Source organism: Anianabacter salinae, from assembly GCF_019061145.1.
Classification (GTDB): domain Bacteria; phylum Pseudomonadota; class Alphaproteobacteria; order Rhodobacterales; family Rhodobacteraceae; genus Anianibacter; species Anianibacter salinarum.
Genome location: NZ_JAHQZS010000003.1, coordinates 283,077 through 309,303, shown reverse-complemented (window position 1 = coordinate 309,303; position 26,227 = coordinate 283,077). Strand labels below are relative to the sequence as shown.

General features: G+C 66.2%; 22 protein-coding genes and 1 tRNA gene. 19 read left to right on the top strand and 4 right to left on the bottom strand.

Going from position 1 to position 26,227, the window contains the following annotated elements:
- Positions 1–15 precede the first annotated feature (15 nt).
- Complete coding sequence (locus KTJ87_RS10475) at positions 16–1,452, bottom strand: Glu/Leu/Phe/Val family dehydrogenase (RefSeq protein WP_267139066.1); 1,437 nt, start codon at positions 1,450–1,452, stop codon at positions 16–18.
- Positions 1,453–1,917: 465 nt separating this feature from the next.
- Here KTJ87_RS10475 and KTJ87_RS10470 point away from each other — a divergent pair, with 465 nt between their 5' ends.
- The 3 genes from KTJ87_RS10470 to KTJ87_RS10460 are packed head-to-tail and all read left to right on the top strand — an operon-like array spanning position 1,918 to position 4,813.
- Entirely contained in the window at positions 1,918–3,639 is a 1,722-nt protein-coding gene (locus KTJ87_RS10470) for a pilus assembly protein TadG-related protein (RefSeq protein WP_267139065.1), read from the top strand.
- The gene (locus tag KTJ87_RS10465; RefSeq protein ID WP_267139064.1) at positions 3,636–4,166 is read left to right on the top strand and encodes a TadE/TadG family type IV pilus assembly protein; all 531 of its coding nucleotides are present in this window, start codon (positions 3,636–3,638) and stop codon (positions 4,164–4,166) included. Before KTJ87_RS10470 ends, KTJ87_RS10465 begins: the two co-directional genes overlap by 4 nt.
- Positions 4,166–4,813, top strand: coding sequence for a TadE/TadG family type IV pilus assembly protein (locus KTJ87_RS10460; protein WP_267139063.1), 648 nt, complete (start codon positions 4,166–4,168; stop codon positions 4,811–4,813). The genes KTJ87_RS10465 and KTJ87_RS10460 overlap by 1 nt, the downstream gene beginning before the upstream one ends.
- Here KTJ87_RS10460 and KTJ87_RS10455 read toward each other — a convergent pair whose 3' ends face one another.
- Positions 4,814–5,287 carry a hypothetical protein gene (locus KTJ87_RS10455; RefSeq protein ID WP_267139062.1) on the bottom strand — a complete coding sequence of 158 codons (474 nt, stop codon included), beginning with the start codon at positions 5,285–5,287 and terminating at the stop codon, positions 4,814–4,816.
- Positions 5,284–5,871, bottom strand: coding sequence for a TetR/AcrR family transcriptional regulator (locus KTJ87_RS10450; protein ID WP_267139061.1), 588 nt, complete (start codon positions 5,869–5,871; stop codon positions 5,284–5,286). Before KTJ87_RS10450 ends, KTJ87_RS10455 begins: the two co-directional genes overlap by 4 nt.
- A 97-nt stretch (positions 5,872–5,968) precedes the next feature.
- Here KTJ87_RS10450 and KTJ87_RS10445 point away from each other — a divergent pair, with 97 nt between their 5' ends.
- The 9 genes from KTJ87_RS10445 to KTJ87_RS10405 all read left to right on the top strand — a co-directional run bounded on the left by KTJ87_RS10445 (position 5,969) and on the right by KTJ87_RS10405 (position 16,001).
- Positions 5,969–6,613 (top strand): hypothetical protein, encoded by a 645-nt coding sequence (locus KTJ87_RS10445; protein WP_267139060.1) that lies wholly within the window; start codon positions 5,969–5,971, stop codon positions 6,611–6,613.
- 90 nt (positions 6,614–6,703) lie between these two features.
- Positions 6,704–7,990 (top strand): homoserine dehydrogenase, encoded by a 1,287-nt coding sequence (locus KTJ87_RS10440; RefSeq protein WP_267139059.1) that lies wholly within the window; start codon positions 6,704–6,706, stop codon positions 7,988–7,990.
- A gap of 110 nt (positions 7,991–8,100) precedes the next feature.
- Positions 8,101–9,066 carry a class II fructose-bisphosphatase gene (gene glpX / locus KTJ87_RS10435; protein WP_267139058.1) on the top strand — a complete coding sequence of 322 codons (966 nt, stop codon included), beginning with the start codon at positions 8,101–8,103 and terminating at the stop codon, positions 9,064–9,066.
- A gap of 8 nt (positions 9,067–9,074) precedes the next feature.
- Positions 9,075–10,823: a single-stranded-DNA-specific exonuclease RecJ gene (gene recJ, locus KTJ87_RS10430; RefSeq protein WP_267139057.1), complete on the top strand. Its 1,749-nt coding sequence runs from the start codon at positions 9,075–9,077 to the stop codon at positions 10,821–10,823.
- 77 nt (positions 10,824–10,900) lie between these two features.
- Positions 10,901–10,975: transfer RNA gene (locus KTJ87_RS10425), tRNA-Glu, on the top strand.
- Between the two features lie 483 nt (positions 10,976–11,458).
- The gene (locus tag KTJ87_RS10420; protein ID WP_267139056.1) at positions 11,459–13,060 is read left to right on the top strand and encodes a sodium:solute symporter; all 1,602 of its coding nucleotides are present in this window, start codon (positions 11,459–11,461) and stop codon (positions 13,058–13,060) included.
- A 4-nt stretch (positions 13,061–13,064) separates the two neighbouring features.
- A complete protein-coding gene (locus KTJ87_RS10415; RefSeq protein WP_267139055.1) occupies positions 13,065–14,180 on the top strand; it encodes a mechanosensitive ion channel family protein in 1,116 nt (371 codons plus the stop codon).
- A 129-nt stretch (positions 14,181–14,309) separates the two neighbouring features.
- Positions 14,310–15,182, top strand: coding sequence for a Gfo/Idh/MocA family protein (locus KTJ87_RS10410; RefSeq protein ID WP_267139256.1), 873 nt, complete (start codon positions 14,310–14,312; stop codon positions 15,180–15,182).
- Between the two features lie 21 nt (positions 15,183–15,203).
- A complete protein-coding gene (locus KTJ87_RS10405; protein WP_267139054.1) occupies positions 15,204–16,001 on the top strand; it encodes an SDR family NAD(P)-dependent oxidoreductase in 798 nt (265 codons plus the stop codon).
- A gap of 13 nt (positions 16,002–16,014) precedes the next feature.
- Here KTJ87_RS10405 and KTJ87_RS10400 read toward each other — a convergent pair whose 3' ends face one another.
- Positions 16,015–16,983 (bottom strand): LysR family transcriptional regulator, encoded by a 969-nt coding sequence (locus KTJ87_RS10400; RefSeq protein ID WP_267139053.1) that lies wholly within the window; start codon positions 16,981–16,983, stop codon positions 16,015–16,017.
- A gap of 162 nt (positions 16,984–17,145) precedes the next feature.
- Here KTJ87_RS10400 and chvE point away from each other — a divergent pair, with 162 nt between their 5' ends.
- The 7 genes from chvE (at position 17,146) to KTJ87_RS10365 (ending at position 26,227) form a co-directional block, all read left to right on the top strand.
- The gene (chvE, locus tag KTJ87_RS10395; protein ID WP_267139052.1) at positions 17,146–18,210 is read left to right on the top strand and encodes a multiple monosaccharide ABC transporter substrate-binding protein; all 1,065 of its coding nucleotides are present in this window, start codon (positions 17,146–17,148) and stop codon (positions 18,208–18,210) included.
- Between the two features lie 88 nt (positions 18,211–18,298).
- Complete coding sequence (mmsA, locus tag KTJ87_RS10390; protein WP_267139051.1) at positions 18,299–19,831, top strand: multiple monosaccharide ABC transporter ATP-binding protein; 1,533 nt, start codon at positions 18,299–18,301, stop codon at positions 19,829–19,831.
- Positions 19,828–21,039 (top strand): multiple monosaccharide ABC transporter permease, encoded by a 1,212-nt coding sequence (gene mmsB / locus KTJ87_RS10385; RefSeq protein WP_267139050.1) that lies wholly within the window; start codon positions 19,828–19,830, stop codon positions 21,037–21,039. The genes mmsA and mmsB overlap by 4 nt, the downstream gene beginning before the upstream one ends.
- Positions 21,040–21,044: 5 nt before the next feature.
- Entirely contained in the window at positions 21,045–22,037 is a 993-nt protein-coding gene (araD1, locus tag KTJ87_RS10380) for an AraD1 family protein (protein ID WP_267139049.1), read from the top strand.
- Between the two features lie 7 nt (positions 22,038–22,044).
- Positions 22,045–23,787 (top strand): L-arabinonate dehydratase, encoded by a 1,743-nt coding sequence (araD, locus tag KTJ87_RS10375; RefSeq protein WP_267139048.1) that lies wholly within the window; start codon positions 22,045–22,047, stop codon positions 23,785–23,787.
- Positions 23,774–24,700 carry a Gfo/Idh/MocA family protein gene (locus KTJ87_RS10370; protein ID WP_267139047.1) on the top strand — a complete coding sequence of 309 codons (927 nt, stop codon included), beginning with the start codon at positions 23,774–23,776 and terminating at the stop codon, positions 24,698–24,700. The genes araD and KTJ87_RS10370 overlap by 14 nt, the downstream gene beginning before the upstream one ends.
- Positions 24,701–24,715: 15 nt before the next feature.
- Positions 24,716–26,227, top strand: coding sequence for an aldehyde dehydrogenase (NADP(+)) (locus KTJ87_RS10365; protein ID WP_267139046.1), 1,512 nt, complete (start codon positions 24,716–24,718; stop codon positions 26,225–26,227).

Sequence of the window (26,227 nt, the reverse complement as noted above, 5' to 3'; positions counted from 1 at the left end):
CCGTCACAGCACCCGTCACAGCCCCTTGGCCCGGTAGCTGGAGACCACCCGCTCGATTGCGACGATATAGGCCGCGACGCGCAGGTCCGGCACGCCCTTGCGGCCATGCCAGACCGCGCGCATCGCCTGGTAGGCGCTGCGCATGGTGTCGTCGAGACCCGAGCGCACCAGTTCCAATTCGTCCGCGCCGCGAAGGTAGCGTTCCTTGAAGCCGGGCGACAGCGTCCAGCCCAGTTCCTTGTCGCGCGACAGGCGTTCGAGTTCGTTCACGATCAGCTGGTGGCGCGACTCTTCCTGGCGCCGCTGCATCCGGCCAAAGCGGATGTGGGACAGGTTCTTGACCCACTCGAAATACGACACCGTCACCCCGCCCGCGTTTGCGTAAAGATCGGGGATGATGACGGTGCCCTTGTCGCGCAGGATCTCGTCGGCGCCCGCCGTCACCGGGCCGTTCGCCGCCTCGATGATAAGCGCCGCCTTGATCCGCGCGGCGTTCTCACGGGTAATCACCCCTTCCATCGCGGCGGGAATGAGGATGTCGCAGTCGGTTTCAAGCGCACGGCGTCCGTCGGGGTGGAAGGTGCCGCTCGGATAGCCCGTCAGACCGCCATGCGCGGCGATCCAGGACTTGACCGCCTCGACGTCCAGCCCCGCCTCGGACGACACCGCGCCATCATGCTCGATGATGCAGGTGACGCGCGCGCCGTCCTCCAGGGACAGGAACTTCGCCGCGTGATAGCCGACGTTGCCAAGGCCCTGCACCACGACGCGCTTGCCGTCCAGCGTGCCGGTCAGCCCCGCCTTCGCCACATCCTCGGGATAGCGAAAGAATTCCTGCAACGCGTATTGCACGCCCCGTCCCGTCGCCTCGACCCGGCCCGCGATGCCGCCCGCGTGGACCGGCTTGCCGGTGACGCAGGCGCTGGCGTTGATGTCGGTGGTGTTCATGCGCTTGTACTGGTCTGCCATCCACGCCATCTCGCGCTCGGACGTGCCCATGTCGGGGGCGGGCACGTTCTGGGCGGGGTTGATGAGGTCGCGCTTGGCCAGCTCGTAGGTGAAGCGGCGGGTAATCAGTTCCAGCTCGTGCTCTTCATACTGGCGGGGATCGATGCACAGACCACCCTTGGCGCCGCCGAACGGTGTTTCGACCAGCGCGCATTTGTAGGTCATCAGCGCTGCCAGCGCCTCGACCTCGTCCTGGTTCACCCCCAGCGAATAGCGGATGCCGCCCTTGGCCGGCTCCATGTGTTCGGAATGCACCGAACGGTAGCCGGTGAATGTCGTGATCTGGCCACGCAGGCGCACGCCGAATCGCACGGTGTAGGTCGAGTTGCAGACCCTGATCTTTTCTTCCAGGCCCGGCGGCAGATCGAGAAGCGCCGAAGCGCGGTTGAACATCAGGTCGACCGAGTCGCGAAAGCTCGGCTCCGGCAGGTCGTGGCGCGTCATTCTTCAGATCCTCTTGCGGGGCACGGGATAACGGCACTCGACCAGATTTTGGGCAAGATGGAAACTCTTGAGCGCCTTGGGGCCGGGCAAAGCCCGCGCCTGAGGCATGGCTGGCGGGCAAAGCCGCGCCATTTCCCCTTCGCCGTCAGATTTTCGCCCCGTTTCTCCTTTGAGTTGTAGCGCGGGAAAAGACGGCACTGTGATCCGGAGCACAGACAAGCCCGCCAACCCGGTCCATCCTGCCACAAGGCATGACGGGTCATCCCGACGCTTCGGCGTGGACTTGCCCCCGTTCCGGCGACAGTCCTTGCCGCTTTGGGTGACTGTCCGGAAACCCCGGAACCGGGCGCCGCAATTTCCCCAATATCAGCCCCCGCTCGACACAATCACGCCCGAAATCACCCGCATCGTTAAGGGTAATCGGCGATCCACCGGTCGCTTGAGTCGTATTTTCAGGACGTTGCCATGAACCGTGATTTGCCGAGTTCCAAGCCAGGTCTTCCCCGTGATCGCGTTGCGCGATTTGTGCGTGAGGAAGACGGCACCTTCATCATCCTCGCGGTGGTGATGCTTGCCGGCGCGCTGTTGATCGGAGGTCTGGCACTCGAAGTGATGCGCGCCGAAACGGCCCGCGTCCGCATTCAGGAAACCGCCGACCGCGCGGCACTGGCCGCGGCTTCCTCTACCCAGGACCGCAACGAATTGTCGGTGGTGCAGGACTACTTTGCCCGCGCCGGTCTCAGCGACAAGCTGGGCACGGTCGTCGTGACCCCCAACGTGGGCGGCGCCGAAGTTCAGGTGAACGCCTCGGACGTGCTCAGCTCTTCGATGCTGGGTGCCATCGGCATCGAAAGCTGGACCGCGACGGCCCATGCCACCGCCATCGAGGCGATCAACAAGGTCGAGATTTCGCTGGTGCTCGACGTGTCGGGCTCGATGGGTGACAACAACCGCCTTCAGAACCTCAAATCCTCGGCCAAGGACTTCGTGAACAAGGTGTTCCGCGAATCCACCGATGACGGCGTGACCGTCAGCGTTATCCCGTATTCGTCGCAGGTCAGCCTGCCGCGCGTGATGGCGGACGAGTTCAACATCAACCGGCGCCACGACCAGTCGTCCTGCGTCGATTTCACGGCAGCAGATTTCGAAAGCCGCGCCATCGTGCCGACGCAGTCGCTGGTGCAGACCGGCCATTTCGACCCCTACTCCAACTACCAGAACGGCCGTAACCTCAACTACGAGATCTGCTCCAGCCGGTCCGAAAACGAGATCCTGCCATTCTCGGGCGATCCCGACGAGATAAACGCGGCCATCGACGCCCTGCGCGCCAACGGCAACACCTCGATCGACCTTGGCATGAAGTGGGGCGTCGCCCTCGTTGACCCCGCTGCAAAGCCGGTGCTTTCCGGCCTTGTCAGCAACGGCATCGTCGAATCCAAGTTCTCGGACCGCCCCTTCGGCTACGATGATCCCAACGCGATGAAGATCGTGGTGCTGATGACCGACGGGATGAACACGGACCAGCACACGCTGAAGTCGTCCTACACCACGCAGCGCAGCGATTTCTGGATGGACGTCGACAGCAAGCGCCTGTCGCTTGAATCGACACCCAAGTACAACACCTGGTTCATGTGCAGCCTCAACAGCTACAGCGGGTATTCCACCACGGTCAGCCGTGGCACGCGCTACTGCCGAACCACGAATTCAACGCGCTACAAGACGCTCTATTTCGCGCCGCACAACCGCTACTGGTACGACATGCCCTACGGCGAGACCGGCGGTATCGGGATCGACGGAACCGACGCGATCAAGCTGACCTGGGATCAGCTTTGGTCAGAAAGCACGGTCGATTACGTCGCCTACATGCGGTACCTCGCCTCGGAAAACGCGAACGACTACTACAACAACCGTTCGGCCCCGATCGCCTACGTCGACGCGAACGAGAAGAACCAGCGCCTGATCGACTCTTGCGACGCGGCCCGCGCCGAGAACATCCTGGTGTTCACCATCGCGTTCGAGGCGCCGGACATCATGGTCGCCGACCCCGACCGGCCCGGCCAGCAGATGCCGATCCTGACGCGCTGCGCCACCCACGACTCCTACGCCCACGATGTCGAGGGCCTGGATATCGGCTACGCCTTCAACGCCGTCGCCAGCTCGATCAACACGCTGAGGTTGACCAAATGATCCGTGCCATCGTTCACAAGTTCCTGCGGCGTGAAGACGCCTTCACGTCGATCCAGTTCGTGTTTCTCTTGCCGCTCGTCACCCTCGTCATGGGCCTGACGATCGAGGCGGGGGTTCTGGCCACCCGGCAGGTGATGCTGGACCGCGCACTGGCCGAGGCGTCCCGGACGCTCAAGCTGCGCTCGGGCCTTCTGCCCAGCCAGGCGGCCTTGATCCAGCAGGTGTGCGACACGGCGGTCGTCTTCCCGGACTGCACCAATTCCCTGACGGTCGAGGTCGCCCCGATCGACACCGTCGCCTGGGACATCGGCGCGGAATACATCGAGTGCATCGACCTTGACGATCCGGGCTTCGTGCCTGCCAACGAATTCCGCGGAGGGTCCGACAACACCCTGGTGATGCTGCGCATCTGCGCGACGTTCGAGCCGTTGTTCCCCTATGTTGGCCTTGGCGCCAAGCTTCGCCGCACCGGCGAGCGCGACTACACGATCGCCTCTGCCATCGCCTATGTGAACGAGCCACGCTGATGACCATGTCCAACATCACATCCCGCCTGCGCAGCTTCGCCCGCGACGAGGACGGCTTTCACGCCTTCGAGGCGCTGATCTCGGTCCCGCTGATCCTGAGCACGATCATCGGCCTGTTCTCGGTCACGGACGCTTATCGCAGCATCCATCAGAACGTGGTGTCGACCTACGCCATCGGCGACATCCTCAGCCGCGAGCCGGACGAGGTGTCACCGGATTTCCTGGATGGGTTGAACGAGCTGCACACGCTGATGACCCGCGCCCAGACCGACACCTCGCTGCGGATCACGGTCTTGCACTACAACTACGTGCGCAACCGCTACGAGGTCGAATGGTCCTACGCCAAGGGCGGCGACAAGGTGAAGCGGACCACCGCGACACTGACTGACGCGCTTGGCAAGATCCCGACGCTGTCCGAAGGCGAAAGCGTCACCCTTGTCGAGACGTGGATGGTGTTCCATCCGATCAGCAACTTCATGATCGGCAGCTATGAATTCTACGACGCCGCCGTGACGCGCCCGCGCTATTCCTCGACCCTGGCCTGGACCGGCGCGATGGAAGACAGCCAGCAGCATTCCAATGACGACGACGAGGACGATTACGATCCCTGGGGCCAGCCGCGTTGCAGCTGGTGGGGCTGCTGGTAATCACATCCCGACGCGTGTGCGCTCGGTGATCGCATCGGCCATCGCCCGTGCCATCGCGGGCGGCACAAGGCCGCCGACGCCCAGCCGCGTTCCCATCCGCCACCACAGGCCCGGTGCCCAGCGCGCCGGGCCTGGCACTTTCAAAAGCAGGACAAACCCGCCAGAGGGCTTGAAGGCAAAGGCGCCGCGCTCGATCCGCTCGATGTCCTGCAGGCGGCACAGGATGTCGCCGCCACTGGTGCGCAGCGTGTCCTCGGTCAATTCCAGAGACACCGATGTCGCCTGCCAGCCCAGCGCCGCCACGATCACCAGCGCGGCGCCCGCCGATGCCATGACTGCGCGCGCCAGTCCCGGCATGTCCGGCGTATCCATGGCGACAAAGACCAGCGACGCCGCCAGCGCCGTCAGCATCCCCAGCCCCAGCACCCGGCGCGGGATCGTGGGGTCGAGGCGCGCCAGCACCCGGTCGGTCATGCCCCCACCGCACGGCGGGCCATGTCGCAATAGATTCGTTCCACCCGCTCGCGGCTCAATCGCCCGCCCTCCCGATACCAGGTCGTCACGCCGGTCAGCATCGCGATCAGCGCGAAAGTCGCAAGCCGCGTGTCAGGCACCTTGAAACATCCTGCCGCGACACCGTCCGACAGGATACGTTCAAGCTTGTCCTCGTAGCGGCGGCGCAAGCCTTCGATCACCACGAAGTTCGCAGGCTCGAGGTTGCGCAGTTCCATGTAGGACACGAACACCGCCTCGGTTCGTTCGAGGTTGAACCCGATATGCACCCGCGTGAAGGCCTCGAGCCTCTCCAGCGGGTCCTTCGGCTTGTCTGCCGCATCCCAGGCCGCCTGCAGGGTTTCCAGATGCTCACGCATCATCTCGAACAGCAGGGCCTGCTTGTCGGGGGTATAGAGATACAGCGCGCCCGCCTGCACCCCGACCTCGGCCGCGATCTGGCGCATCGAGACGGCGGCATAGCCATGCCGGGCGAACAGGGTCAGAGCCGCAGCGCGAATGCGCGGCCCGGTGGTTTCAGCGTGAGAGCCGGTCTTGCGTGCCATGCCGCCTGATTATCTGAACAGGCGTTCAGTTCAAACCATTGCTTGTGCGACGGCGTTGGCCTGCTGTAAACTCGCCACAACCGAGCCGGAGACACCGATGAAATCCCTGCCGCTCTTCGCAGTCACCGGATGCCTTGCCCTTGCGGGCTGTGGCGGATTTCCCGATCTTGACGATCGCTTTACCGATCGCGGCACCGGGTATCCGGCGCTGGAACCCATCGACCCGCTTCTGGCCGAACGGTCGATCGCGCGCATTCCGGACGGCACCGCCGACGGACTGGCCGCACGGCGTGACGCCCTGCTGGCGCGGTCATCCTACATCGACACCACCGGGCTCTCTGCTGCAGAACGCGACCGGCTTGATGCCGCCCGGGATCGCCAGATCGCACTGGTTCCGCAATCCCGGATCGACGCGGACACCCTTGCCGCGCGCGGCGATGCGCTGCGCGCCCGGTCCGAGACCGCGCTCGAGGCGCGCAATTCGGTGCTGATGCGCGACGCGGGCAGCGCCATAGCCGAAGCCGAAGGCGCCGAGGAGACACTGGCCGAACGCACCGCCGCGCTGCGCGCCCACCGCGACCGCATCCAGGACGGCGATCAGCGTGCGGCCGTCGCGCTGTCTGACCTGACCGCGCTTGGCGAGGACCCGACCGCCGAAGAGCTGGAGCGCATCGCAGAGTTGCGTGCCCGCGCCGAGGAACTGCGCCGCCGCGCCCAACAGCGGCAGTCACAGACCAACTGACCGCACATGGCGCGCGCCGCGCCCGTTGCACCCCCGTCCCCAAGCGGCTAACAGGCGCAAAGTTTTGTGCCTGATGACGGAGAGCCGCCCATGACCACCCCCCTGCGCCTTGGCATTGCGGGTCTCGGCACCGTGGGTGCCGGTGTCGTCAAGATCGTCCAGCGCCGCGCCGATCTTCTGGCCGAGCGCACCGGACGCAGCATCACGATCAGCGCCGTATCGGCCCGCACCCGCGACAAGGATCGCGGCGTGCGCCTGAACGACTACGCTTGGGAAGACGATCCCGTGACGCTGGCCCGCCGCGACGACATCGACGTCTTCGTCGAGTTGATGGGCGGGTCGGACGGCCCGGCCAAGGCCGCGACCGAAGCCGCCATCGCCGCAGGCAAGGATGTCGTGACCGCCAACAAGGCGATGCTCGCCATCCACGGGCAGGCGCTGGCCGAAGCCGCCGAGGCGGCGAACCGGGTGATCCGCTTCGAGGCTGCCGTCGCGGGGGGCATCCCTTGCGTCAAGGCGCTGACCGAGGGGCTGGCCGGCAACGAGGTGCAGCGCGTGATGGGCGTGATGAACGGCACCTGCAACTACATCCTGACCCGGATGGAGAGCGCAGGCCTCACCTATGACGAGGTGTTCGACGAGGCCAACGCGCTTGGCTACCTCGAGGCCGACCCGGCGCTGGATGTCGGCGGCATCGACGCGGGCCACAAGCTGGCGCTTCTGTCCTCCATCGCCTTCGGCACCCGCGTCGATTTCGGCGCGGTCGAGCTGGAGGGGATCGAGCGCATCACCATCACCGACATCGAACAGGCCCGCGACATGGGTTACCGGATCAAGCTGCTGGGGGTCGCGCAGATGACCGGGCGCGGGCTGGAACAGCGCATGTCGCCCTGCCTTGTGCCCGCCTTCTCGCCGCTGGGCACGCTTGAGGGGCCGACGAACATGGTCGTCCTCGAAGGCGACGCGGCGGGGCAGATCGTGCTTCAGGGCGCGGGCGCGGGCGAAGGCCCGACCGCCAGCGCGGTGATGTCCGACGTTCTGGACATCGCGCGCGGCATCCGGGTGTCGACCTTCGGCAAGCCTGCCTCGGCGCTGGTCACGGCGACCGCGGCGCAGGCCAGTGTGCCCGCACCGTTCTATCTGCGGATGAACCTTCTCGACAAGCCGGGCGCGCTGGCCAAGGTGGCGACCGTGCTGGGCGAGAACGGCATCTCGATCGACCGGATGCGGCAATACCAGCACGACCAGGCAACCGCCCCGGTTCTGATCGTCACGCACAAGACCCCGCGCCACGCGCTCGATGCTGCGCTGACCGCGATGTCCGGCACCGGCGTCGTCGAAGGCGATCCTGTGGCGATCCGCATCGAGGCGGTCTGAACCCGGCCCCTGAACATGGCCCCTGACCATCGCCCGCACAGCTTGTGTCACGCCGTCTTTGCGGGGTAGCTGTAGCGGTGCGCGCAGGGTTGGATACAGGATTTAGAAAAATGGCTGAAAAGATCGAATTTCACGACCGGATGCTGTCGCTGGGCCTCGCCCGGGTGTCAGAGGCGGCGGCGCTTGCATCTGCCGAACTGGTCGGGCGCGGCGACGAAAAGGCCGCCGATCAGGCCGCCGTGAACGCGATGCGCAACCAATTGAATCTTCTCGACATTCGCGGCACGGTGGTGATCGGCGAGGGCGAGCGCGACGAGGCGCCGATGCTCTACATCGGCGAAGAGGTCGGCAACGGCAAGGGCCCCGAGGTGGACATCGCGCTTGACCCGCTGGAAGGCACCACGCTGACCGCCAAGGACATGCCGAACGCGCTGACTGTGATCGCGATGGCACCGCGCGGCACGCTGCTGCACGCCCCCGACGTCTACATGGACAAGCTGGCGGTCGGTCCGGGCTATCCCGATGACGTGGTTTCGCTCGACATGAGCCCGTCCGAGCGGGTCACGGCGCTGGCCCGCGCGCGGGGCTGTGCCGCAGCGGACATCACCGTCTGCGTGCTGGAGCGTCCGCGCCACGAGGACATGATTGCAGAGTTGCGCGCCACCGGCGCGGCGATCCGGCTTATCACCGACGGCGACGTTGCGGGCGTGATCCACTGCGCCGAGGCCGACATCACCGGCATCGACATGTACATGGGATCGGGCGGCGCGCCCGAGGGCGTGCTGGCCGCGTCGGCGCTCAAATGCATGGGCGGGCAGATGTGGGGGCGGCTACTGTTCCGCAACGACGACGAGCGCGGGCGCGCCGACAAGGCCGGGATCACCGATCTCGACCGCATCTATGCCCGCGACGACATGGTGACGTCTCACGTCATCTTCTCGGCCTCGGGCGTCACTGACGGGTCCATCGTTTCGGGGATCAAGCGCACGCCAACGCATCTGACCATCGAGACGGTGCTGATGCGGTCCAAGACCGGATCGGTCCGGCGGATGATCTACCGCAACCCGCGAAAGTAAGGGGGCACATGACCGAGGCCTTTCTGGGCGTCACCACCTCGCTTACGGGGCGCCGCTGGGTCGGCCCTTCGGCCGATCACGACCGGCTGGCCCAGGCGATGGTGCAGACGACCCAATTGCCCGAGGCGCTGTGCCGGACGCTGGTGCGGCGCGGTGTGACGGCAGAGGACGCCGCCGGGTTCCTCGCCCCTGCCCTGCGCGACCTCTTGCCAGACCCGCTGTCCCTGCGCGACATGGGCGCCGCCGCCACGCGGTTCCTGGCAGCCCTGAAAGCGCGCGAGCGGATCGCCGTCTTTGCCGACTACGACGTTGACGGCGGCACCTCTGCCGCCCTGCTGCTGACATGGCTGCGCGACATGGGCCACCGCGCGACGCTGTATATCCCCGACCGCATCGACGAGGGCTATGGCCCGAACGAGCCCGCCATGGCGGCGCTCGCTCGCGATCACGACCTGATCGTCTGCGTCGACTGCGGAACCCTGTCGCATGGTCCCATCGCCGCGGCGAAGGGCGCGGATGTCATCGTGCTCGACCACCACCTTGGCGCCGAGACGCTGCCGGACGCGCTTGCCGTGGTGAACCCCAACCGGCAGGACGAGGACGGCGCGCTTGGGCATCTCTGCGCCGCCGCCGTGGTGTTCCTGATGCTGGTCGAGATCACCCGGCAGATGCGGGCCGAAGGCATGCGCGGGCCCGACCTGATGCGCGCGCTCGATCTGGTGGCGCTGGCGACGGTGGCCGATGTCGCGCCGCTGACCGGGGTGAACCGCGCGCTGGTGCGCACCGGCTTGCAGGTGATGGCGCGGCGCGAGCGTGTGGGCCTGACCGCGCTGTGCGACATCGCCCGACAGAACGGACCGCCGACGCCCTATCACCTTGGCTTCCTTCTGGGTCCGCGCGTCAACGCAGGCGGGCGGATCGGCAAGGCGGATCTGGGCGCGCGCCTGCTGTCCACTCTCGATCCGCACGAGGCTGCGGCGCTGGCCGAGCAGCTTGATACGCTTAACACCGAGCGGCGCGAGATCGAGGCGCGTGTGCGCGAGCAGGCGATGGAACAGGCCGAGGCGCGCGGGCTGGACGGCCCGCTGGTCTGGGCGGCGGGCGAGGGCTGGCATCCCGGCGTCGTCGGCATCGTCGCCGCCCGCCTGAAGGAGGCGACGAACCGCCCCGCCATCGTGATCGGGCTGGAAGGCGACGAGGGCAAGGGATCGGGCCGCTCGGTCTCGGGCATCGACCTTGGCGCGCAGATCCACCGGCTGGCCGCTGAAGGACTGCTCATCAAGGGCGGCGGACACAAGATGGCGGCGGGCCTAACGGTGGCCCGGGACAAGCTGGAACCGGCGATGGAGCGGCTGGGCGAATTGCTGGACAAGCAGGGCGCAGGCAGCCTTGGCCCGCGCGATCTGACGCTGGACGGCCTTCTGATGACGGGCGCCGCCACGGTCGAGCTGATCGAGGCCGTGGAACAGGCAGGACCCTTCGGCGCCAGTGCCCCCGCCCCGCGCTTTGCCTTTGCCGACCAGCGCATCGCCATGGCCAAACGCGTGGGCGACCAGCACCTCAAGATCAGCTTTTCGGACGGTATCGGGCCAAAGATCGACGCCATCGCCTTCGGCGCCTTCGACACCGCGCTTGGCCCCCGGCTCGAGGCACATGGCGGCGCCCGGTTCCACCTTGCCGGACGGCTGGAAATCAACGACTGGGGCGGCAGATTGCGCCCGCAACTTCGCCTCGAGGACGCCGCCGAAGCGGGATGAAAACGATTGCGGAAATGCGGAAAAATCCGCTTGCCACGCCCCGGCGTAGACAATAGATACCGCCCCACACCGGCTTTGGCCCGTTCGTCTATCGGTTAGGACGCCAGGTTTTCAACCTGGAAAGAGGGGTTCGACTCCCCTACGGGCTGCCACTTACGGTCTTATTTTCAATCATTTCACTCATTTGGCTGCGCGACCGGTTCGGGCCCGCCTTGTACCCCGGCATCGCGCGACCTTGACGGTCCGGTGCGCTACCATGGCATCCCCCTTGTCAACCTGATCGGCTTGATCGCCAACACCTGCGCGAAGGCCTCGTGTCGCTACGCCTCTGACCCGCTACGGTGAGGTTTTCGGCGGACGCCCTGCGCGCCGCTCACGAGAAACTGGTCACTTGCCCCGGGGCGCGCCGCGCTGGCGGTGCCGCTGCGCCCTGCATGACAGCTATTTGGCAATCGCGCGTAACGCCCGGGCAGAGCCGTGGTTCCCTCCCCCTCGCTCAAACTTTTTTGGAAACCTATCGCTCAAGTCTCTGTTCAAGAGGCGTCGGGCGGACGGCCGCGCGGGACCGATGCGTGATCGGAGGCGCGGCTGGAGGCCCGACCAGAACAATTTGACCCGCCAAGGGAGGGAGCCAAGTGGAAAACGCCACGTTCGACCTGAGCTGGATCGACTACGCCATTGTCGTGGTCTACTTCATAGGGGTGATCGGCCACGGGCTGTATGTCTCGCGCAAGCTCGAAGGCGGGTCCGAGAACTACTTTCTCGCCGGGCGCAGTCTGCCCTGGTATCTCATCGGCTTCTCGCTCTTTGCCTCGAACATGTCGGGGTCCAGCTTTGTCGGGCTGATGGGCGGGGCCTATGACAACGGCGTCGTCATCTTCAACTACGAATGGACTGCGACGCTGGTCCTGATCCTGTTCGCGATCTTCATCCTGCCCTCGTTCCTGCGGGCAAGGATCTCGACGGTGCCGATGTTCCTCGAGGAACGCTATGACGTCCGCTCGCGCCGGGCGTTCTCGCTGTTCACCATCCTTGCCATCATGTTCATCGACACCGCGGGCGCGCTTTATGCGGGCGGGCTGGTGATCTCGAACGTCACGGGCCTATTGAACCTGTGGACGGCGGTCGCGGTGCTTGCCCTGGTGGCGGGGATCTACACCATCCTTGGCGGGCTGTCGGCGGTGGTCGTCACCGACACGGTGCAGGCGATCCTTCTGATCGTGGCCGCCGCGGTGCTGTTCTGGCTGGGCCTGAACGAGATCGGCGGCTGGCAAGAGCTGTTCGTGGACGTGCCCGAGGAAAAGACCAAGCTGATCCTGCCGGCCGATGACGACTTTCTGCCCTGGACCGGGCTGTGGGGCGTTGTCCTTCTGGGGTTCTACTACTGGTCGATCAACCAGTTCGTCGTGCAGCGCACCCTTGGCGCCAAGGACCTCAAGGAGGGGCAGGTCGGCGCCCTGTTCGCCGGTTTCCTCAAGCTGCCGAACCTGTTCCTGATGATCCTGCCGGGGCTGATCGCGCTCAAGCTTTATCCCGATCTTGAAACGCCGGACCTCGCGTTCCCGACCCTCGCGTTCGAGCTGATGCCCATCGGCGTGCGCGGCCTGATCCTGGCGGCGCTGATCGCCGCGATCATGTCCTCGCTCGACTCGGCGCTCAACTCGGCCTCGACGCTTGTGGTCAAGGACTTCGTGGAGCCGATCTGGAAGATCGACGAGGACCGGCAGGTCTGGCTGGGGCGCGTCGTGACCGGGCTCGTCATGGTGTTCGGCGCGATCTATGCGCCGTCGATCGCCAGCTTCGAAAGCCTGTTCGAGTATTTCCAGTCGTCGCTATCCTACGTCATCCCGACCATCGTCGTGGTGTTCATCCTGGGACTGTTCGTGCCCTGGCTGAACGGCAACGGCGCCTTCTGGACCATCCTCATCGGCCTGATCGTCGGGGTTCCCCTGTTCATCTTCAAGGAAGTCACCGGCCTGTGGGAGACGTGGGGCCTGCCTGCGATCCACTATACGGTGATGTCGTCGCTCATGATGTTCCTCGGCATCGCGGTCCATTTCGGCATCTCGGCGATGACCCGGCAGGACACGAGCGAGGACGTTCGCAACCTTGTCTGGTCGCGCAGCGAATCCGCCAAGGTCTTTACCCGCTGGGAAAGCCCGTTGTGGAAGGACCGCACGCTATGGGCGGGCGTTCTGATCGTCGCGACGGCAGGGTTCGTGATCTGGTTCGCCTGAGGCCATGGACACCCCGGCACGCATCCTGGAAAGCGCGCTGACCGCTCTTGGCGCCGGACCCGACTGGATCGGGTCCGGCGTCATCCTGCTGGCCGCGCTGATCCTGGCGCTGGCGCTGCACACGGCGCTGTTCCGGGCGACTCGCGGCTGGGCCGACACCGACGGCGGCGTTGCGGGTTCGATGCTGCGCAACGCGCGCAGGCCGACGCGGCTGGCGTTTGTTCTTGCGGCCCTCGTCATCGTGGTGCCGCGGCTCGACTTTTCGTGGCGCTGGCAGGGCTGGCTGGCCCATCTGTTCCTGATCCTGCTGATCGTGCTGATCGGCTGGACGGCGATCCTGCTGACCCGCACCTTCAGCGACCGCGCGATCCGCAGGCACCGGATGGATACCGAGGACAACCTGACGGCGCGCAAGTTCATCACGCAGATCCGTGTCCTGCGGCGCAGCGCGACGATCCTTCTGGGGATCATCACCGTGGCGGCGGTGATGCTGACCTTTGATGCGGTGCAGGAATACGGGCTCAGCCTGTTCGCGTCCGCAGGGGCGGCGGGCCTGATCCTGGGGCTGGCCGCGCGCCCCGTGCTGGCGAACCTGATCGCGGGCATCCAGATCGCCATAACCCAACCGATCCAGCTGGAGGACGTGGTGATCGTCGACGGCGAATGGGGCTGGATCGAAGAGATCTTTGCCACCTACGTCGTCGTGCGCATCTGGGACTGGCGGCGCATGGTGGTGCCGCTCAGCTTCTTCATCGAACAGCCGTTCCAGAACTGGACGCGCGAAAGCGCGTCCATCATCGGGTCGGTGTTCTGGTATCTCGACTATACCGTGCCGGTCGGTCAGGTGCGCGAAAAGCTGGAAGAAATCGTGCGCGAGTCGCCCCACTGGGACGGCAACGTCATCAACCTGCAGGTCACAGACACCGACAAGGACACCATCGCCCTGCGCGGGTTGATGAGCGCGCGCACCTCGCCGCAGGCTTGGGATCTGCGCTGCGAGGTGCGCGAAAAGCTGATCGCCTGGTTGCAGGACACCTATCCCGAAGCCTTGCCGCGTCTGCGCGGCGAGCTGGTGCAACAACCCGCGAACCTTTCCGGCGCGGCGGCTGCAACGCGCTGACTCACGGCGCCCGAGAAAGGAGTATGGCCAATGGCCGATCCGCATCAGACCCGAACGCTTGCCCTGCTGGGCGCAGCGCATGGGCACCTGCCCGACCATCTGCGCCAGATCGAGGCGCAGGGCTGACGGATCGGCCATGTCCATGACCGCGACCCTGCCCGCAGGGACCGGCTGTGCGGCGATCTGGACGCCCGCCCCCTCAATGATCTGGACACGCTCGCCGGGCTGGATGTGGCTGGCGCCGTGGTCTGCAGCGAGACCGTGCACCACGAGGCCGACATTCCCGCAGCGCTGGCCGCAGGGGTGCCGGTCTTCTCGGAAAAGCCGCTTGCCGGAAGCGCCCGCGCCGCGCACTGCCTTGCCGAACAGGCCGAGGAGAGCGGCGTGCTCCTGCACACCGGCTACTTCTTGCGCACGATCCCGGCGCTGCAAACGGCGCGGGACTGGATCACCCGGGGCCGCCTTGGCGTGGTGACTGAGGCGCGGATGCGGTTCAGCCATGACGGGGGCTATGCCGACTGGCTGGACCTCGACTGCTGGATGACCGATCCAGGCCGTGCCTGCTACGACGGCTTTGTCGATGAGGCGGTGCATGTGATCGACGCGCTGAACTGGATGATTGGGCCGGTGCACGCAGGCCATGCCGTGACCGGCAACGCGCTTGGCTGGCCGGTGGACGACCACGGCGCCGCCCTGCTGCATCTGGCCAACGGTGCAATCGGTCTTGTCGAAGCGGGCTGGACCGACACTCGGATGCGGCTGGAGCTGGACGTCGTCGGCGCTACTGCCGCGATCTCGCTGCGGGACGGCGAGATGACCCTGACGCCCCGCGGGGCCAGCGCACCGGCGGAGAGGCTGCGCCTCGACCCGCTGGATGCGGGCACCGGCATCCTTCCGTTTCTCGACGCGCTGGACGGGCGGCGCGCGCCCGCGCTGGTGCCCGCTGCCGAGGCCGCCCGCGTCAACGCGGTGCTGGACGATCTTGGCCTGCGCCTGACCTGAGCAACTGAAAGGACCTCACGGATGGACTATGGACTGAACGGAAAGACCGCGCTGATCACCGGCGGCGCCTCGGGCATCGGCAAGGCCACGGCCGAGGTGTTGCTGCGCGAGGGCGCGCAAGTGCTGCTGGTGGACCTCAAGGGCGACGAGGTGGCAAAGGCCGCGCGCGAGCTTGGCGACGGCGCGCAGGCCCTTCAGGCGGACCTGCGCGATCCCAAGCAGGTCAAGGGGTTGGCCGCGACCACCGAGGAGCGCTTTACCATTCCAGACATCGTGGTCTGCGCGGCGGGCGTCACCGGCGCCAAGGGTCTTCCGCTGGCCATGTCCGACGCCGACTGGCACGAGGCGTGGGAGACGGACTTCATGTCGGTCGTCCGCACGCTGCGCGTGTTCCAGCCCGTGATGGAGGATCGCGGCTGGGGCCGTGTCGTGATCCTGTGCTCCGAGAACGCCATGCAGCCGTATTCCGACGAGGCGGTCTACAATGTCGCCAAGGCGGGGCTTCTGAACTTTGCCAAGGGGCTGAGCGGCGTCGCCGCGCGGCGCGGCGTGCTGGTCAACTGCGTCTCGCCCGCGTTCATCGAAACCCCGATGACCGACGAGATGATGGACAAGAAGGCCGACAGCGACGGCACCAGCCGCGACGAGGCCATCGGCGACTTCCTGAAGACTGACCGCCCCTATCTGGCGCTGGACCGGCGCGGCAAGCCCGGCGAAGTCGCCGCCACCATCGCCTTCTTGTGTTCCGAGCAGGCCAGTTTCGTGGTCGGCGCGAACTACCGGGTCGACGGCGGATCGGTCGCGGGGATCGCGCTGTAAGGCGGCTGCGCCTTCACGCAAGGCCCGCCTGCACGCTGCGCCGCGCGTGCTGCGCGACCATGCCAAGGATACGCTCGACCGAAGGCGGAAATTCGTCGCCTGCGCGCGTGACGATTCCGTAAGGCGCGACGACCATGTCCTCGGCCACTGTCAGGCGATCCAGACGCGCGCCGAGAGAACCGCTTTCGACGAAGAAATCCACCATCGAGCGGGCCAGCGGCGCGATGGCGTTGGTCTCGTTTATCATCGCCAGCGTGAACAGACTGGATGTCGTGCTGAGGATGCGTTTCGGCAGGGCATGGCCACGCGCAAGGATATAGGTCTCTGCGGTGCGCCGCAGCAGGCCACCGGGCGGCTGCGTGACCCAGTCGAATTTCAGGCACGCCTCAAGCGTCTGGGGGTCCTGCCGCGTCACCGGGTGATCCTTGCGCACCACCAGCGCGATGGGCTCCGGGCCGATCATGCTGATGGCGAAGGGCCGGGTGTCGGCGCCGTCCGGGATGCGTCCGATGTAAAAATCCAGATCTCGGCCAAGCAGCGCCTCGGCCAGTTTGTCCGAGGTATCCACCTGCACCGACATTTCCAGGTCGGGAAAGGCCAGCCGCGTCTCGCGGATCACCGGCAGCAGGATTTCCAGCGACGGGCCGGTGACCGTTCCCGCCCGCACCAGACCGCGCACACCGCCGATCATCTGGCGGATGCGGTCGTTGGCAAGGTCCAGCCCGTGCAGCGTCGCCTTGGCCTGTACGGCCAGCAAGTGCCCTGCCTCGGTCAGTTCGACGCCGCGCGCGTGGCGGGTGTAGAGCGGTGTTCCTACAAGGTCCTCCAACTGCGTCAGCAGGCGCGAGGCGGCGGGCTGGCTCATCCCGACATGCTGGGCGGCCGCGCCGATCTGGCCCACCTCGCGAAGTGTCGCCAGAAGCCGAAGCTGCGCGAACTTGAGCCCGCTGCGGATCAATGTGTCGGGGCCAGCGTGGTCCATTTAAAATGACAATTTCGGTATATTACGGGCGCTGTTTCGAATTTGACCGATATGGGTTGCGGAGGCAAGGTCTGCCGCAGACTTCGCGCCGGTCCTGTAGAGGAGGGCTTGCGGCGCGGAGTGAACATCGCAGGCGCGTTGTCTGCACTTTGGGAGGATACCATGAATTTCACCAGACGCGCTCTTGGCGCGACGGCGCTCGCCGCGATTCTCGTCACCCCTGCCTTTGCACAGGACAAGGGCACCATCGGGATCGCGATGCCCACCAAATCCTCGGCCCGCTGGATTTCCGACGGCAACAGCATGGTCCAGCAGTTCGAGGCAGCGGGCTATGCCACCGATCTGCAATACGCAGAAGACGACATCCCCAACCAGCTGGCCCAGATCGAGAACATGATTACCAAGGGCGTCGACGCGCTGGTGATCGCGGCCATTGACGGAACCACGCTGACCAACGTGCTGGCCAATGCCGCAGCACTCGACATCCCCGTTGTCGCCTATGACCGCCTGATCCGCGACTCCGGCGACGTGAGCTATTACGCCACCTTCGACAACTTCAAGGTCGGCGTGCAGCAGGCGACCAATCTCGTGAACGGCCTCGAAGAACGCTTTGGCGACGCAGAGACTTGGAACGTCGAGCTGTTCGGCGGCTCGCCCGACGACAACAACGCTTACTTCTTCTACAACGGCGGCATGAGCGTGCTTCAGCCGCTGATCGACAGCGGCAAGGTCAACGTCGTGTCGGGCCAGATGGGCATGGATACCGTCGGCACGCTGCGCTGGGACGGGTCGGTCGCACAGTCGCGGATGGATAACCTTCTGTCGGCGAACTACACCGAACAGGACATCCACGGCGTGTTGTCGCCCTATGACGGGTTGTCCATCGGCATCATCTCGTCGCTGCGCGGCGTGGGCTATGGTTCGGGCGACAAGGCGATGCCCATCGTCACCGGCCAGGATGCGGAGGTCCCGTCGGTCAAGGCGATCCTGCGCGGCGATCAGTATTCGACCATCTTCAAGGACACCCGCAACCTTGCGGGCGTGACCGTGGGCATGGTCGACGCGCTTCTGCAGGGCGGCGAGCCCGAGATCAACGACACCTCGACCTACGACAACGGCGTCAAGGTCGTTCCGTCCTACCTGCTGGAACCGCAGCCGGTGACGGCGGCGAACTGGGACGAGGTTCTGATCGGCAGCGGCTATTACACCCGCGACCAGATCGAGTGATCTCCCGAGCGGGCGCGCAGCCTTCCCTGCGTGCCCCAACTGCCCCGGGCCGCTTGTGCCCGGGGTCTTTCCACCCGGAGTCCGCCCCATGTCCACCATTCTTGAAATGCGCGGGATCACGAAGGAATTTCCCGGCGTCAAGGCGCTCGACAACGTCAACATGAAGGTCGCCGAGGGCGAGATTCATGCGCTTGTCGGCGAGAACGGCGCGGGCAAGTCCACGCTGATGAAGGTGCTGTCGGGCGTCTATCCACACGGCAGCTACGACGGCGACATCATGTTCGACGGCGCCGTGCGGCAGTATCGCAACATCTCGGACAGCGAGGCCGACGGCGTCATCATCATCCATCAGGAACTGGCGCTTATCCCGCTTCTGTCGGTGGCCGAGAACATCTTTCTGGGCAACGAGCGGGCGCGCGGCGGCATCATCGACTGGCACGAGACCGAGGCGCGCGCCGCCGAACTTCTGGCGCGGGTCGGGTTGGCGGAAAGCCCCAAGACGCTGGTGGACGATCTGGGCCTTGGCAAACAACAACTGATCGAGATCGCCAAGGCGCTGTCCAAGGACGTGCGCCTTCTGATCCTGGACGAGCCGACATCGTCGCTGAACGAGACCGACAGCCAGAAGCTTCTGGACCTGCTGCTGGATTTCAAGCGGCGCGGCATCACCTCGATCCTGATTTCCCACAAGCTGAACGAGATTTCCCGCGTCGCCGACACGATCACCGTGCTGCGCGACGGCGCGACTGTATCGCGGCTGGATTGCAGCGCGGGCATCTCGGAAGACGACATCATCCGCGACATGGTGGGCCGCTCGCTCGACGACCGCTATCCGGCACGCGAGACAGCCAACCTTGGCGACATCGCGCTCGATGTGCGTGGCTGGACGGTGCACCACCCGCTGCACGCAGAGCGCAAGGTCGTGGACAACGTCAGCTTTCACGTCCGCCGGGGCGAGGTGCTGGGCATCGCCGGGCTGATGGGCGCGGGCCGCACCGAACTGGCGATGAGCCTGTTCGGGCGCAGCTATGGCCGCGACATCTCGGGCGAGGCGCTGGTGAACGGCCAGGCGGTCGATCTGTCCACCCCGCGCGCCGCGATCAACGCCGGGCTGGCCTATGCCACCGAAGACCGCAAGACCTATGGCCTTGTGCTGGACGACACGATCCGGCGCAACGTGCCGCTGGCGCGGCTCGATGCCGTTGCCGATGGCTGGGTCGTCAACCGCAGGCGTGAGGGCGAAGTCGCCGAGACCTACCGCAAGCGGCTGAACATCCGGTCGTCCTCGATCGAGCAGGAGACCGTGAACCTGTCGGGCGGCAACCAGCAGAAGGTCGTGCTGTCGAAATGGCTGTTCGCCGATCCCGACATCCTGATCCTCGACGAGCCCACGCGCGGCATCGACGTCGGCGCGAAATTCGAAATCTACACCGTGATCCGTGATCTCGCCCGCGCCGGAAAAGCCATCGTGGTGATCTCGTCCGAGATGCCCGAGCTTCTGGGCATCACCGATCGCCTTTATGTCATGAACGAGGGCCGGATGGTGGGCGAAATGCCGACCGCCGAGGCCAGCCAGGAGAAGATCATGGCCCGCATCATCAAGACCGGGGAAGCCGCATGACCCAGACCACCACCGATCCGACCCCCGCCGAGGCGCCCCGGCGCAAACCGCAGGGTGCGCTGACCTTCCTGCGTGGACACCTGCGCGAGTACGGCATCCTGTTCGCGCTGATCGCGATCATGGCGTTCTTCCAGATCGCCACGGGCGGCATCCTCTTGAAGCCGGTGAACCTGACCAACCTGATCCTGCAGAACTCGTATATCGTCATCATGGCGATCGGGATGCTCTTGGTGATCGTGGCCGGGCACATCGACCTTTCGGTCGGCTCCGTGCTGGGCTTTGTCGGCGCGCTGGCCGCCGTGATGATCGTGAACTGGGGTATCCCCTACCCCATCGCCGCCGTCGTCTGCCTGATCGCAGGCGCCATCATCGGCATGGCGCAGGGGTTCTGGATCGCCTATTTCCGCATCCCATCCTTCATCGTGACACTGGCCGGGATGCTGGTGTTCAAGGGGCTGACCCTGTGGCTTCTGGCCGGTCAATCGGTCGGGCCGTTCCCGCCCACGTTCCAGCTGATCTCGTCGGGGTTCATCGCCGATCCCTTCGGCATGGATGGCTTCAACCTTCTGTCCCTTCTGATCGGGGTGGCGGTGGCCAGCGCGCTGGTGCTGATGGCCGTGCGCGGCCGCCAGCGCGAGGCGCGCACCGGCGTTCCGTCCGAGCCGTTCTCGTTCTTCGCCGCGCGCACCGCGCTGATCTTTGTCGGGATCATCTACATGACCTGGCTGATGGCCGATTTCCGGGGCCTGCCGAACGTGTTCATCGTCATGGCGCTGCTGATCGCGATCTATTCCTTCATCACCAGCCGCACCACCATCGGCCGCCGGATCTACGCCATCGGCGGCAACGAAAAGGCGGCGACGCTGTCGGGCATCAACTCCAAACGCCTGACGTTCTTCACCTTCGCCAACATGGGGATGCTTGCGGCGCTGGCGGGCCTTGTGTTCGCCGCGCGGCTGAACACGGCGACGCCCAAGGCGGGCGCCACGTTCGAGCTGGACGTGATCGCCGCGGTCTTCATCGGCGGCGCGTCGATGTCGGGCGGTGTCGGCACGGTCGTCGGCGCGGTGGTCGGCGCCTTCATCATGGGTGTGATGAACAACGGCATGTCGATCCTCGGCATCGGCATCGACTGGCAACAGGTCATCAAGGGGCTGGTGCTGCTGGCCGCGGTGATCTTCGACGTTCTCAACAAGAAAAAAGGGTGACTGGAATGCTTCTGTCGCAATACCGAAAGACCGACGGGCGCATTCAGGTCGTCGCCCGTGACGGCACCGAGGCCTACGAGGTCGGGACCGACCGCGCGATCTACGATCTGGCGATGCACTGCGCCGCCGAAGGCATCGGGCTGAAAGAGCATGTGCTTGGCCTTGGCCTTGCCGGGGCGGTCGATCTGCCACGCCTCTATGACGAGGGACGCCTTTTGCCGCCGCTGCTGCATCCCGATCCGGCGCACCTGCACCTGACCGGAACCGGGCTGACACATCTGGGCAGCGCCTCGACCCGCGCGTCGATGCACGCCAAGGCCACGGGCGACGAGACGGATTCGATGAAGATGTTCCGCATGGGCGTCGAAGGCGGCAAGCCCGCGAACGGCGCGGCGGGCGTGCAGCCCGAATGGTTCTACAAGGGCAGCGGCACCGCGCTTGTCGCCCCCGGCGCGGCGCTTACCTCTCCGGGCTTTGCCGAGGACGGCGGAGAGGAACCCGAGATCGCGGGGCTTTACGTCATCGCCCCCGATGGCGCCCCGGTGCGGGTCGGCTTTGCGCTGGCCAACGAGTTTTCCGACCACGTCATGGAGCGGCGCAATTATCTCTACCTTGCGCATTCCAAGCTGCGCCCCTGCGCGGTCGGCCCCGAGGTGCTGATTGGGGTTCTGCCCGAACACGTCGAAGGCACCAGCCGCATCCGGCGCGGCAACGAGGTTATCTTTGAAAAGCCGTTCCTGTCCGGTGAGGCGAACATGTCGCACGCGATCGCCAACCTGGAGCACCATCATTTCAAGTATGACCTGTTCCGGCAGCCCGGCGACGTTCACATCCACATGTTCGGCACCGCCACCCTGTCCTTTGCCGACGGCATCGCGGCGCGGACAGGCGACATGTTCGAGATCGAGGTGCCCGAATTCGGCCTGCCCCTGAGAAACACGCTCGAACAGATCGACGCCCCGCGCCCCGAGCCCCGCACCGCAATCCGCGCCCTGTGAGTTACCCATGAGTTTCGTTCCCGCCGAATGGCCCCGCAAGCTGCGCTCGCAAGAGTGGTATGGCGGCACCAGCCGCGACAACATCTACCACCGGGGCTGGCTGAAGAATCAGGGCTATCCGCACGACCTGTTCGACGGTCGCCCGGTGATCGGCATCCTGAACACCTGGTCCGACCTGACCCCGTGCAACGGCCACCTGCGCGAGTTGGCGGAAAAGGTGAAGGCGGGCATCTGGGAGGCGGGCGGTTTCCCCGTCGAGGTGCCGGTGTTCTCGGCCTCCGAGAACACCTTCCGCCCCACGGCGATGATGTATCGCAACCTTGCCGCGATGGCGGTGGAAGAGGTCATGCGCGCCCAGCCCATCGACGGCGCGGTGCTGCTGGTGGGCTGCGACAAGACCACGCCCAGCCTGATGATGGGCGCGGCCTCGACCGATATCCCGTCCATCGTCGTGACCGGCGGGCCGATGCTGAACGGCTGGTTCCGGGGCGAACGGGTCGGGTCGGGCACGGCGCTGTGGCAGATGTCCGAGGACATCAAGGCCGGAAAGATGACGCAAGACGAATTCCTCGAGGCCGAGCAGGCGATGAGCCGGTCGTCAGGCACCTGCAACACGATGGGCACCGCAAGCACCATGGCCAGCATGGCCGAGGCGCTTGGCATGGCGCTGTCGGGCAACGCCGCGATCCCCGCGGTGGATGCCCGCCGCCGGGTGATGGCGCAACTGTCGGGCCGCCGCATCGTGCAGATGGTCAAGGACGACCTGAAACCGTCCGACATCCTGGCCCGCGCCGCCTTTGAAAACGCGATCCGCGTGAACGGCGCCATCGGCGGATCGACCAACGCGGTGCTGCATGTGCTGGCGCTGGCGGGCCGCGTCGGGGTCGATCTGACCCTCGACGACTGGGACCGGCTGGGCCGCGACGTGCCGACCGTGGTGAACCTGATGCCGTCGGGCAAATACCTGATGGAGGAGTTCTTTTACGCGGGCGGCCTGCCCGTTGTCCTGAAACGGCTGGGCGAGGCCGGGATGCTGCACCGCGATGCGCTGACCGTCTCGGGCGGCGCGATCTGGGACGAGGTGAAGGACGCCGTGAACTGGAACGAGGACGTGATCCGCCCCGCCGACAAGGCGCTGACGGCCTCTGGCGGCATCGCGGTCCTGCGCGGCAACCTTGCGCCGATGGGCGCGGTTCTCAAGCCGTCCGCCGCGACGCCCGCACTGATGACCCACAGGGGCCGCGCCGTCGTGTTCGAGGACATCGACGACTACAAGGCCCGGATCGCCGACGACGCGCTCGACATTGACGAGACCTGCGTGATGGTTCTCAAGAACTGCGGGCCCAAGGGCTATCCCGGCATGTCAGAAGTCGGAAACATGGGCCTGCCGCCCAAGGTGCTGAAGAAGGGCATCACCGACATGGTCCGCATCTCGGACGCGCGCATGTCAGGCACCGCCTATGGCACGGTGATCCTGCACACCGCGCCCGAAGCGGCGGTTGGCGGCCCGCTGGCCGTGGTCCGCGACGGCGACATGATCGAACTGGACGTCGCCGCGCGGCGCCTGCATCTGGATATCTCCGACGCGGAACTGGCCGAGCGGCTGGCGGCATGGACACCGCAAACCGAACCGCCCGCGTCGGGCTATGCGCGGATGTTCCATGACCACGTCGAAGGCGCAGACAGCGGCGCGGATTTCGATTTCCTCAAAGGATGCCGTGGAAACGAGGTGCCCCGTGACAGTCACTGACATCGCCATCGTCGGCGTCGGCAAGATTGCCCGCGACCAGCATATTCCTGCCATCGCCGCCGACCCCGCCTTTCGCCTTGCCGCGACCGTGTCCCGGTCAGGCGGGGTCGACGGGGTCGAGAATTTCGACACGCTGACCGCCCTTCTTGCAGCGCGCCCCGACATCCGCGCGGTGTCGCTGTGCATGCCGCCCGCCGTGCGCTACGCCGCCGCATCGCAAGCCATCGCGGCAGGCCGCGACGTGATGCTTGAAAAGCCCCCCGGCGCGACACTGGCCGAGGTTCACGCGCTGCAGGATGCCGCCCGCACGGCAGGCGTCACGATCCACGCCACATGGCATTCACGGCATGCGAATGGCGTTGCCGCCGCAAAGGAATGGCTTTCGGGCAAGAAGATCACGTCGGTGCGGATCGACTGGAAGGAAGACGTGCGCAAATGGCATCCGGGCCAGGCGTGGATCTGGCAGCCGGGCGGGCTTGGGGTGTTCGATCCCGGCATCAACGCGCTGTCGATCCTGACCGAGATAATGCCCCATCCGCTGCACCTGACGGCTGCGACCCTGTCGGTCCCGTCCAACTGCGCGACGCCCATCGCCGCCGATCTGGACTTTGCCGGGCCGGATGGCCTTACCGTCGCGGCCGTGTTCGACTGGCGGCTAGAAAGCGGTGAGATCTGGCAGATAGCCGTCGAGACCGAGAGCGGCCGGCTGGACCTGACCGAGGGCGGCGCACGACTGTTCCTTGGCGGCACCGAACAACCGGTGGATGGCCCCGGCGAATACCCCGCGCTCTACCGGCGTTTTGGCGATCTGATCGCCGCGCGCGCCTCGGACATGGACCTGCGCCCGCTGGTCCATGTCGCCGACGCCTTCATGCTTGGCCGCCACGTTGCGGTCGACCCTTTCCACGACTGACCCGCAGGAGACACCATGACCGAACTGACCGGACGCCATCTTATCGCAGGCGAATGGGCCGAGGGCGGCTCACCGTTCCAGTCCGATCCCGTGACAGGCCCGGCCCTGACAGTCCTTTCGGGCGTCAAGGCCGAAGTCGATGCCGCCATGACTGCCGCTGAAGCGGCCTTCGAAACCTACGGCTGGACCACGCGCGACGAGCGCGCCGCGTTCCTCGAGGCCATTGCCGACGAGATCGAAGCGCGCGGCGACTCGCTGACCGCCATGGGCAGCGCCGAGACCGGCCTGCCCGAAGGTCGGCTTGAGGGCGAGCGGGGCCGCACCACCGGCCAGCTGCGCCTGTTCGCCAGTCATATCCGCGACGGTGCCTATCTTGACCGGCGCCATGACGCTGCCTTGCCCGACCGCCAGCCCCTGCCGCGCCCCGATCTCAGGTCGGTGCAGCGCCCAATCGGGCCGGTCGGCATCTTCGGCGCGTCGAACTTCCCGCTGGCGTTCTCGACGGCGGGCGGCGACACGGCGGCGGCGCTCGCTGCTGGCTGCCCGGTGGTCTACAAGGGTCACCCCGGCCATCCCGGCACCGGCGAAATCGTCGCGGACGCGATCCGCGCCGCAATCGAGAAAACCGGCATGCCGAAGGGCGTCTTCGCGCTGATCCAGTCCAACACCAACGCGGCCGGCGAGGCGCTGGTGACGCATCCGCTGACCCGCGCGGTGGGCTTCACCGGATCGTTCCGGGGTGGCAAGGCGCTGTTCGATCTGGCGATGTCCCGGCCCGAGCCGATCCCGTTCTTCGGCGAGCTTGGCTCGATCAACCCGATCTTCGTGCTTCCTGCCGCGGCAGAGGCCCGCGCCGGCGCCATCGGCACGGCCTGGGCCGGATCGCTTACGATGGGCGTGGGGCAGTTCTGCACCAACCCTGGCGTGCTGATCGTCGAGGACACGGCGGCGGATGCACTGTTGGACGCGGCAGAGGCGGCGCTGGCAGCGGTCGCGCCGCAGCCGATGCTTACCACCGGCGGAGCCAAGGGCTATCGCGGCGGCGTGGACCGGCTGGCTGGGATGGACGCGGTGCGCACGCGGCTGCGCCACGACTGCGACGGGCGCAAGGGCGCGCCCGCGCTGTTTGACGTGACGGGGGACGACTGGCTGGCGAATGCCGATCTGGCCGATGAAGTGTTCGGCCCCTCTGGCATCGTGATCCGCGTCTCCGGCCCGGGCCAGATGCGGGACATCGCCCGCGCGCTGCATGGCCAGTTGACCGCCACGCTGCAGATGGACGACGGCGATCTGGACGTCGCGCGCCCCCTGATGCCGCTTCTTGAGCGCAAGGTCGGGCGCATCCTCGTCAACGGCTATCCCACCGGCGTCGAAGTTGCGGATGCGATGGTGCATGGCGGCCCCTACCCGGCCTCGACCAACTTTGGCGCGACCAGCGTGGGCACGATGGCGATCCGCCGCTTCCTGCGGCCCGTCTGCTATCAGAACATGCCCGACGCGCTGTTGCCGTTCGACCTGCGGGGATAG

Excerpts from the sequence above, each read along its gene's own strand:
- glpX (WP_267139058.1), top strand. The coding sequence starts at position 8,101 with ATGGCTGAAAAGATCGAATTTCACGACCGGATGCTGTCGCTGGGCCTC.
- KTJ87_RS10470 (WP_267139065.1), top strand. The coding sequence starts at position 1,918 with ATGAACCGTGATTTGCCGAGTTCCAAGCCAGGTCTTCCCCGTGATCGC.
- KTJ87_RS10475 (WP_267139066.1), bottom strand. The coding sequence starts at position 1,452 with ATGACGCGCCACGACCTGCCGGAGCCGAGCTTTCGCGACTCGGTCGAC.
- KTJ87_RS10365 (WP_267139046.1), top strand. The coding sequence starts at position 24,716 with ATGACCGAACTGACCGGACGCCATCTTATCGCAGGCGAATGGGCCGAG.
- chvE (WP_267139052.1), top strand. The coding sequence starts at position 17,146 with ATGAATTTCACCAGACGCGCTCTTGGCGCGACGGCGCTCGCCGCGATT.
- KTJ87_RS10450 (WP_267139061.1), bottom strand. The coding sequence starts at position 5,871 with ATGGCACGCAAGACCGGCTCTCACGCTGAAACCACCGGGCCGCGCATT.
- KTJ87_RS10445 (WP_267139060.1), top strand. The coding sequence starts at position 5,969 with ATGAAATCCCTGCCGCTCTTCGCAGTCACCGGATGCCTTGCCCTTGCG.
- KTJ87_RS10405 (WP_267139054.1), top strand. The coding sequence starts at position 15,204 with ATGGACTATGGACTGAACGGAAAGACCGCGCTGATCACCGGCGGCGCC.
- araD (WP_267139048.1), top strand. The coding sequence starts at position 22,045 with ATGAGTTTCGTTCCCGCCGAATGGCCCCGCAAGCTGCGCTCGCAAGAG.
- mmsB (WP_267139050.1), top strand. The coding sequence starts at position 19,828 with ATGACCCAGACCACCACCGATCCGACCCCCGCCGAGGCGCCCCGGCGC.
- araD1 (WP_267139049.1), top strand. The coding sequence starts at position 21,045 with ATGCTTCTGTCGCAATACCGAAAGACCGACGGGCGCATTCAGGTCGTC.
- recJ (WP_267139057.1), top strand. The coding sequence starts at position 9,075 with ATGACCGAGGCCTTTCTGGGCGTCACCACCTCGCTTACGGGGCGCCGC.
- KTJ87_RS10400 (WP_267139053.1), bottom strand. The coding sequence starts at position 16,983 with ATGGACCACGCTGGCCCCGACACATTGATCCGCAGCGGGCTCAAGTTC.
- KTJ87_RS10440 (WP_267139059.1), top strand. The coding sequence starts at position 6,704 with ATGACCACCCCCCTGCGCCTTGGCATTGCGGGTCTCGGCACCGTGGGT.
- mmsA (WP_267139051.1), top strand. The coding sequence starts at position 18,299 with ATGTCCACCATTCTTGAAATGCGCGGGATCACGAAGGAATTTCCCGGC.
- KTJ87_RS10465 (WP_267139064.1), top strand. The coding sequence starts at position 3,636 with ATGATCCGTGCCATCGTTCACAAGTTCCTGCGGCGTGAAGACGCCTTC.
- KTJ87_RS10415 (WP_267139055.1), top strand. The coding sequence starts at position 13,065 with ATGGACACCCCGGCACGCATCCTGGAAAGCGCGCTGACCGCTCTTGGC.
- KTJ87_RS10455 (WP_267139062.1), bottom strand. The coding sequence starts at position 5,287 with ATGACCGACCGGGTGCTGGCGCGCCTCGACCCCACGATCCCGCGCCGG.
- KTJ87_RS10460 (WP_267139063.1), top strand. The coding sequence starts at position 4,166 with ATGACCATGTCCAACATCACATCCCGCCTGCGCAGCTTCGCCCGCGAC.